This window comes from Methyloceanibacter sp., assembly GCF_050728395.1.
Lineage (GTDB): Bacteria > Pseudomonadota > Alphaproteobacteria > Rhizobiales > Methyloligellaceae > Methyloceanibacter.
Map to the genome: position 1 here is coordinate 33,889 of NZ_JBOHJB010000017.1, position 7,134 is coordinate 41,022.

The 7,134-nt window shown below is 63.3% G+C and carries 4 protein-coding genes; 1 reads left to right on the plus strand and 3 read right to left on the minus strand.

From position 1 onward, the window contains the following. Nucleotides 1–2: 2 nt before the first annotated feature. Nucleotides 3–2,216 (minus strand): CHASE2 domain-containing protein, encoded by a 2,214-nt coding sequence (locus tag ACREC7_RS04965; RefSeq protein ID WP_431554588.1) that lies wholly within the window; start codon nucleotides 2,214–2,216, stop codon nucleotides 3–5. Nucleotides 2,217–2,443: 227 nt separating this feature from the next. On the opposite strand from ACREC7_RS04965, the gene ACREC7_RS04970 reads away from it, so the two are divergent. Next, a complete protein-coding gene (locus ACREC7_RS04970) occupies nucleotides 2,444–3,745 on the plus strand; it encodes a UDP-glucose dehydrogenase family protein (protein ID WP_431554589.1) in 1,302 nt (433 codons plus the stop codon). 2 nt (nucleotides 3,746–3,747) lie between these two features. On the opposite strand, the gene ACREC7_RS04975 is transcribed toward ACREC7_RS04970, so the two are convergent. Together ACREC7_RS04975 and ACREC7_RS04980 are read right to left on the minus strand one after the other, a co-directional pair. Beyond that, entirely contained in the window at nucleotides 3,748–5,334 is a 1,587-nt protein-coding gene (locus ACREC7_RS04975) for a caspase family protein (RefSeq protein ID WP_431554590.1), read from the minus strand. 161 nt (nucleotides 5,335–5,495) lie between these two features. Next, nucleotides 5,496–6,914, minus strand: a complete 1,419-nt coding sequence (locus ACREC7_RS04980; protein ID WP_431554591.1) for a flavin-containing monooxygenase — start codon at nucleotides 6,912–6,914, stop codon at nucleotides 5,496–5,498. Between the last annotated feature and the right edge of the window lie 220 nt (nucleotides 6,915–7,134).

The window sequence follows — 7,134 nt, forward strand, 5'->3', positions numbered from 1 at the left end:
GGCTATTTGCTGAGGGCATCCATGCTGCCGTCCCAATGGGGCGGGGGAGGATTTTGCTTAAAGAAGGCGATGCGCTCGCGGTAGATCCCGTAAAGCTGATGGAGGCCAGCGCCGTTCATTCTGTCGCATTCGCGGCGGAGCTGATCGGCAGCATCCCAGTCTTTGGCTCGGTATTTTCTCAGGAATTCGTCGTGACACGCCGTAAGATCGATGAAGCCACGGGTCTGCTTGAGGGCATTGTCACCGAGCAGCGCGAAGATGCGCGTGGCCTCCGTCTTGCCCTTCACCTTCAATAAATCAAGCTCGAGAAAGGCAAAGTCAGGTGCCCGCGCCGTGGTCGATTCGCCGACGATGGTGACGACGTCATACATCTTCGACTGACCCTCAAGCCGCGAGGCGACGTTGACGTTGTCGCCGATCACCGAATAGTCGAAGCGCGTTTCCGAGCCGAGATTGCCCACGCAGCAGACGCCGGTGTTCAGGCCGATGCCGATTTTCACCTGGTTGAAGGCGCGGCCCTTGACCGCCGCCTCGCTGCGCCAATGCTCGTTGAGCTCCGGCATCTCTTTCATGATGCGCAGCGCCGCCTGGCAGCCGTGGCTTGCATGCTCGGAATCGTCGAGTGGCGCATTCCAGAACGCCATCACGGCGTCACCCATGAACTTGTCGATGGTGCCTTGCTCTTCGAGGATAATCTTGCTTAGCGGCGTGAATAGACTGTTGAGAAAATGCGTGAGCTCTTCGGCATCAAGCCCCTCGGAAATCGTGGTAAAGCCGCGCACGTCGCTGAACAGGAGAGTCATGTCGCGCGTTTCCCCGCCGAGCTTGAGACGGGAGGGATCGTCGGCGAGCCGCTCGACCAGTGCCGGCGCCATGTAGTGGCCAAAGGCGTTGCGGACGCGGTTTCGCTCGCGCTCGGTGCGCAGGAATACGAAGAGAGTCCCGGCGAGGTAGATCGCGGTGAGCGCGATCGCCGGGTAAATCGGATCAACCAACCAGCCAAACGCATCGAAGGTGTACCAGGACACGCCGATGACCGTGGCGACGGCGATGCCGCCGAGCACGGCGCTGCCGGCCGCGCCCAGGCGATAAATCAGCAGGGCGATGAGGAGGCCGAGTACCAGGATATAGAGCAGCTCCGCCGGCGTGGCGAAGTCGGGCCGCTGCAGGAAGGAGCCTTGCAGGATCTGCTCGATGGCTTGGGCGTGCAGCTCGACGCCTGGCACCGAGGCCTCAAGCGGCGTGGCGCGAAGATCGAGCAGGCCGGCGGCGCTCGTGCCGATAATGGCGAGACGGCCTTCGATATCCTCCTTGCCGATGTCCCCGTTCAGCACTTTCCACGCCGGCAAATAGCGCTCCTTGGCCTGGCGGGTGAAGCGGATCCACATCTGGCCGTCGGCCTCGGTTGGAACCTCGTAGTCGCCGATGCGGATCTTCACGATGCCGGTGTTCTCGCCGAACGCCTTCTCGCTGCTCGCGCCCGACGATTTGACGACATAGGTCGAGGCGCCTTGTGCAAGCCGCAGCATGTCGGCGGCGAAGGACGGGTAGAGCTTGTCGCCGACCTGCACCACCATAGGCACGCGGCGAATGATCTGATCGTGCTCCGGCAGCCAATTGAGCGAGCCGGTGCCGGACGCCTTGTCTTGGAGCTCAGGCAGGCTGGCGGCGGCGCCCGGATAAGACGGCGCGAACAGTCTCGGATCGTCGCCGCCATGGGCAAAACCTGCCTTCGATTGCGGCGCGGAACCGCCTTGTGGCGTGGCGATGAAGCCGAGCACGACAGGGCCTTGTGCGATGGCCTCGGCCAGCACGTGATCGTTGGAGGGAAGCTTCTCGACCTCCGCACGCAAGCCTGCAAGCGCATCGGACTGCGGCCAGAAGCGCAAGGCATTTGCCGGCGACATGCGGTCGGGCTCGGGGAAGACCATGTCGAAGCCGACCGCCGCGGCGCCGTTGGCGGAGAGCTTCTTCACAAGGTCGGCGAGAACCGTGCGCGGCCACGGCCATTGCCCGATCCGCTTCAGCGACTCCTCGTCGATGTCGACGATGCGCAAAGGTAGCCCGGGATCGAAGTGGCGCGGATTGATTTGCTGATAGGTGTCGAACACCACCGCGCGCAATCGCGCCACCGGGCTCGGGTCCCAGATCCGCAAGGCGAGCGCGCCTGCAATCACGGCCCCGACGATGAGGGCGTAGAGGAGACGAGGACCCATCTCTGCCAATAAACCCCGCGGCACTTGCATACGCCGGAATGCGCCGGTCCCGGCGCGGCGGCTGAGCCTAGTCGATGGCGTCCACCCGCTTCAATGTCAACTGCGCATTGGAGGAGCGGAAACAGCGCGGTTCTTGCAGGGCAAGGCAGCATTGAACGGAACGGCAGAATGAACTAGGAAGCCCTGACATTCTCAAGCTCAAAACGTCAATCCGGGAGCCTCGTTTCGTGAACATTTCGATGATTGGGGCAGGCTATGTCGGCCTGGTCTCCGCCGCTTGCTTTTCGGAATTCGGCTGGACGGTGACTTGCATCGATAAGGATCCGAGCAAGATCGAGCACCTCCGTCAGGGCGGCGTGCCGATCTACGAGCCGCGCCTCGACGAGCTCCTGCATCGTAATTTGCGCATGGGGCGTATCGCATTTTCGTCGGATCTCGCACCCTCGGTCGGCGATGCCGACCTCGTGTTTCTCGCGGTCGGCACGCCGATGCGGCGAGGCGACGGCCATGCCGATTTGAGCTTCGTGTTTCAGGCGGTCGAAGAGCTTGCTCCCCATCTCAATGATTTCACGGTGATCGCAACCAAGTCGACCGTGCCGGTGGGAACCAGCCGCGAGATCGAACGCCGCCTCAAGGCGATCCGGCCCGACGCCGACTTCGCGGTTTGCTCCAATCCCGAATTCCTGCGCGAAGGCTCGGCGATCTATGATTTCATGCATCCCGACCGCGTGCTTGTCGGCTGCGACAATGACCGGGCGCAGGACCTCATGGAGCGCCTGTACAAGCCGCTCGCCTTGCGCAACGCGCCGGTGATGTTCGTGAGCCGGGAGTCGGCGGAGCTTGCCAAATATGCCGCCAACGCCTTCCTCGCCATGAAGATCAGCTTCATCAACGAGATCGCCGATCTGTGCGAGGCCGCTGGCGCCAATGTGCAGGAGGTGGCGACGGCCATCGGCGCCGATCGGCGCATCGGCGACAAGTTCCTGCATCCGGGCCCGGGTTATGGCGGCTCATGCTTCCCCAAGGACGTGGCCGCCTTGATCCGCACGGCGCGGGAGGCGCGGTCGCCGCTGTCGTTGATCGAGCAAGTGCAAACTGTGAACAGCGAGCGGAAAATTGCCATGGCAAGCCGCATCGAGCGCGCGGCGGGCGGCAAGCTCGCCGGCAAATCGGTTGCGGTGCTTGGCGTGACCTTCAAACCTGATACCGACGACGTGCGCGATGCGCCGAGCCTCACCCTCATTCCCATGTTGCAGGAAAAGGGAGCGTCGGTCCGGGTCTACGATCCGCACGCCAGGGAGAATGCCGAGGAGCTTCTGCCGGGGGTGACCTGGTGCGGCAGCGCGCTCGAGGCCGCCGAGAAGGCAGACATCGCCGTGGTGGTCACCGAATGGAACGAGTTCCGCGCGCTCGACCTCGACACGCTGAAGAAGCGCATGCGCGGCGACGTTCTTGTCGACCTCCGCAATATCTATTTGCCGGCGCAGGCGCGCGCCGCAGGGTTCCGCTATACGGGCATTGGGCGCTAGGCCTATTGGCCCGGCCAGGCGGTCGACGGGAAGGCGCGCTGTAGCTCGCGCTGCTCGTCGCTCCCATGATCTTGGGGCCGCGGGGGTGGCCGCAGGGCTTGCACGGGAGGAGCCGTGCGCGGGGGCGCCCGCACCGCCTTGCGTGGCGGCGGCACGTTCTTCTTCGGAGCGACGACCACCGGACGCTGTTTGAACCGCGGCGGCACGGCCTGTTCGATCGCACAGCGGGGGCCCTTCCAGGCCTTCAAGGTATCGAGGCTTGCCTGTTGCGGCTCATCGAGCGGAAGCTCGAGGACGGCCTGCCGGTTGAAGCGTTCGAGTGCGAGCTGGGAGCGTGCACCCCAATTGCCGTTGATGCTGCCGAAATAGCAGCCGATCCGCTTGAGCTCGACCAGCATGTCTTGCGCGAGCTCCTGGCGCGAGGCGCCTTGCGGCAACGGCGCTTCGGTCGCCTTGGCAGCTTCGGGCGTTGCCTCTTCGGCACCTGTGGTTTCGGCGGTGGCAAGCTTGGTGGCTTCCTCAGGGGCTGCGGCGTTTGCCGCCTGCGAAGGATCCGATGCGGACGTCGTTGCCGGCGCGGAATTCGTGCCGCCGCCGGCGGGCTCAACCGCGATGACGCGACTGTCGGTGCCGGGGGCCGGCACGCTCGGCTGCGGCGCGGCGGCTTCGGACGGCTTGGTCTCCTCGGCAAGCTTCTTCTGCAAAAGTGCCAACTGCTCCTGTTGTGATTTGAGCAAGGCGCCCTGATCGGCCTGGAGCTTGGCTATCTCATCGCGCAGCACACCGATCTCGGCGGTCGTCGGGGAGGTGTCGGCGGATTTGGCGAAAGCTGGCTTGAAGAAGAACTGACCGGTGAGCGAAGCGCTCTCGAAGGGCCGCTGCTTGCCGCCAGTCGCGTTCAGCACGTCGTTGCGCACGTCGATCATCACGTCGCTGATGCTCTCGCCTTCGCTATCGATATGGCGGAGCAGGGCGGCGGTGAACGGGCTATTGCGGCCTGTGCCGTCGAGCGCCACCTTGCCGGGCTCGGTCGAGTAAACGATCATCATGCTGGCAGCCGCTTCGACGCGGGCGAGGCCGCGCCCGATATCGAGCGACCGGCTCACCTGAGCGAGATTGGTGGCAAGCGGGTTGTCGCGGCAAGCATCGAGAAACACGATGCTGGTTCTCGCGTTGCGCACCATCTGCTTCAGAACGAGGTCGAGCTGAACCGCCTCAAAATCGAGATCTGTTTCGGATTTAAGCTGTGCGTCGACCGGAGCGAGGAAGTTCCGCTGGTCGACCTGCAAACCGTGCCCAGCATAGTAGAAGAGGCCGACATCGGCGCCGCTCAGCTGCTCGGCGAAGGCGCGGATGCGCTTTTCCATGTCGCGCTTGCCGAGGTCGACCCCCTCGACCACGTCGAAGCCGAGGCCGCGCAGCTTGGCCGCGATGTCGGAGGCGTCATTGCTCGGATTTTGGAGCCGCGGAACATTCTCATAGGCGGCGTTGCCGATGACGAGAGCCACGCGCTTCTCGGCGGCGGCCGGCGCCAATGCGACGAGAAGCGCCGCAAGGCCAACGAGACAGGCGGCGAAGTGCTTGAGCATGGAGGCCTCCATGAACGCGAAAGGTGACAGGCCAAGGTCCCTGCCAGCCCCTATGCGGCGTCCCCTGAAAGGATGGACGGCATGGTCTTCCACCGTCCCGCCCAAATTACGGCAGCGCGTGCTCGAGTGGAAGGGCGCAATGAGGTCGTGATGGCGGCAGCCTAGCTCGAGGTCGTTGACAGCGCCTTCTCGCGTGCTCCAGCCGACCCGGTACGGCCTGCTGTTTTGCTCTTACGCCAGGATTTCAACTCGGCCTTGGCCATCTCGCCGAAGCGCCGCAACAGGCGGCGCGCCTGCCGGCGGTAAGCGTAGTAATTGGCCTCAAGCCGGTGCCGCTCGCTTTGCACGTAGGGTGCTTGCGCAAAGTGGTCGTGCCCTTGCGCCTTGAGCGAACGGAACCAAGCCGCGCGCTCATGGCTTTCCGCCCCGGCGATGAGGAAGCTCGCCACAAGCTTCGCCTGGTCCTCGGCGAGGCGCCAGATGCTGCCATTGGCTTGGATGAGGCCGATGGCGAAGAGATCGTCAAGCTCTGGATGGAAGACGTTCAAATAGAGCCGCAGGCGCCCGTCGGCATCGAAGATCAAGTCATTGTCGATGAGCGGAAGAGCCATCTCGTAGCCCGTGGCATAGACGAGGAGATCGGCCTCGACCTCGGTCCCGTCGGCAAAGCGGACCATGCGGCCCTTAAGCTCGGTGATCTCGGGCTTGATGCCGATGCGGCCGTGGGCGGCGAGCTGCGGCAGCACCGTGTTCATCGTGGGGTGAGTATCCATGATGCGATGCTCAGGCTCGGGCAGGCCATAGCGGGCATTGGAGCCGACCATGAGCATGTGCCAGATCGTATAGATGCGGTTGCGAAGCCCGCGCGGCATCGGCATCTTCTCGCAGAAATTAACGATGCCGTCGGTCGGGCGCCCCAGCATGAATTTCGGCACGAAGTAGGTACCGCGGCGCATGCTTTGATACACTGCGCGCGCCAGGCTCGTGGCATCGACGACGATGTCGCAGGCCGAATTGCCGGCGCCAACCACCACGACTCGCTTGTCGATGAGCTGCTTGACACTGCGATAGTCGCGCGAATGCATGACTTCGCCAGTGAAGTTGCCCGGGATTTTCGGAAAGCGCGGGACGTCGTGATGGCCGGTCGCGATCACCAGAGCCCGGTAGAGGCGGGGCCTCGACTTGCCGGCGATGGTGACAAGCCAACCCTCATCGGTCCGCGCGACGCGCTCGACGGTGGTGTTGAACTCGATCCGATCGAGGATGCCGAAATTTTGGGCGTAGTCGCGCAAGTAGGCGAGCGCTTCCCGATGCGAGGGGTAAGTCGGATACTCCTCCGGCATCGGGTAATCCTCGAACCCCGTGTATTTGCGGGATGAGACGAGGTAGGTAGTGTCGTAGACGACACCGGTACCGGTCGTCTCGTTCCAAAGTCCTCCGATGTCGTCCTCCCGCTCGAGGCAGTCAAACGGGATACCGCGCTCGGCGAATGTCTTGGCCGCCGCCAATCCAGACGATCCCGCGCCGATTATGCACACTTTGTCGGTTTCGTTTTTGGTGTCGGTCGATTGCATGTCCATCGATGCGGAATCCTGTCTTGCCTCGATTTTTTGGTCAAATGCCTACTAATCGGCCACGCTGCGGCGAGGGTAATCCACCACTAATCCACTGTGGGAACTCGGTGACATATAATGGCTTTCATGCGTTGTACTCGCAAAAACCTTTGGACGTGGTCGAACATGAGTTTAGATTCTTTATGGAAAACGACTCAGTGCGGCGGGGGGCCCACTATGCGTCGTC